The organism is Enterobacter cloacae complex sp. IR5384 (genome assembly GCF_049237265.1).
Classification (GTDB): Bacteria; Pseudomonadota; Gammaproteobacteria; order Enterobacterales; family Enterobacteriaceae; genus Enterobacter; species Enterobacter cloacae.
Window position 1 is genome coordinate 1 of sequence record NZ_JBMKHJ010000101.1, and the last position, 1,269, is coordinate 1,269.

The window sequence follows — 1,269 nt, forward strand, 5'->3', positions numbered from 1 at the left end:
AGAATGATGTCACGCTGAAAATGCCGGCCTTTGAATGGGTTCATGTGCAGCTCCATCAGCAAAAGGGGATGATAAGTTTATCACCACCGACTATTTGCAACAGTGCCTCAGAAAAACTCATCGAGCATCAAATGAAACTGCAATTTATTCATATCAGGATTATCAATACCATATTTTTGAAAAAGCCGTTTCTGTAATGAAGGAGAAAACTCACCGAGGCAGTTCCATAGGATGGCAAGATCCTGGTATCGGTCTGCGATTCCGACTCGTCCAACATCAATACAACCTATTAATTTCCCCTCGTCAAAAATAAGGTTATCAAGTGAGAAATCACCATGAGTGACGACTGAATCCGGTGAGAATGGCAAAAGCTTATGCATTTCTTTCCAGACTTGTTCAACAGGCCAGCCATTACGCTCGTCATCAAAATCACTAGCATCAACCAAACCGTTATTCATTCGTGATTGCGCCTGAGCGAGACGAAATACGCGATCGCTGTTAAAAGGACAATTACAAACAGGAATCGAATGCAACCGGCGCAGGAACACTGCCAGCGCATCAACAATATTTTCACCTGAATCAGGATATTCTTCTAATACCTGGAATGCTGTTTTCCCGGGGATCGCAGTGGTGAGTAACCATGCATCATCAGGAGTACGGATAAAATGCTTGATGGTCGGAAGAGGCATAAATGCCGTCAGCCAGTTTAGTCTGACCATCTCATCTGTAACATCATTGGCAACGCTACCTTTGCCATGTTTCAGAAACAACTCTGGCGCATTGGGCTTCCCATACAATCGATAGATTGTCGCACCTGATTGCCCGACATTATCGCGAGCCCATCTATACCCATATAAATCAGCATCCAGGTTGGAATTTAATCGCGGCCTCGAGCAAGACGTTTCCCGTTGAATATGGCTCATAACACCCCTTGTATTACTGTTTATGTAAGCAGACAGTTTTATTGTTCATGATGATATATTTTTATGCACGCTTAAAAATAATAAAAGCAGACTTGACCTGATAGTTTGGCTGTGAGCAATTATGTGCTTAGTGCATCTAACGTTGGAGCTAAGGGGCAGGCACAGGCGGCGCATAAAATGCGAAGCATGCGCCGACTGGGACTGTCCAGCGACCGCAGGGAGCGACCTTGAGCGACTTGTTAGCCACCAATGATGCCCTCACTTTCCATGATTTTGGTGGGAATGGATTTTCTTAGCGGCAACTTACTTTCGTTGTCTATATCCATGTTAAAGGCGAAAAAGTAAA

General features: G+C 44.2%; 1 protein-coding gene and 1 pseudogene. Both read right to left on the reverse strand.

What is annotated here, in order from left to right; all coding sequences use genetic code 11:
- Window positions 1-107 precede the first annotated feature (107 nt).
- Window positions 108-923: an aminoglycoside O-phosphotransferase APH(3')-Ia gene (locus ACOTX3_RS26015; RefSeq protein ID WP_000018326.1), complete on the reverse strand. Its 816-nt coding sequence runs from the start codon at window positions 921-923 to the stop codon at window positions 108-110.
- A 239-nt stretch (window positions 924-1,162) separates the two neighbouring features.
- Window positions 1,163-1,269 (reverse strand): annotated as a pseudogene (locus ACOTX3_RS26020) (class D beta-lactamase); the annotation flags it as partial.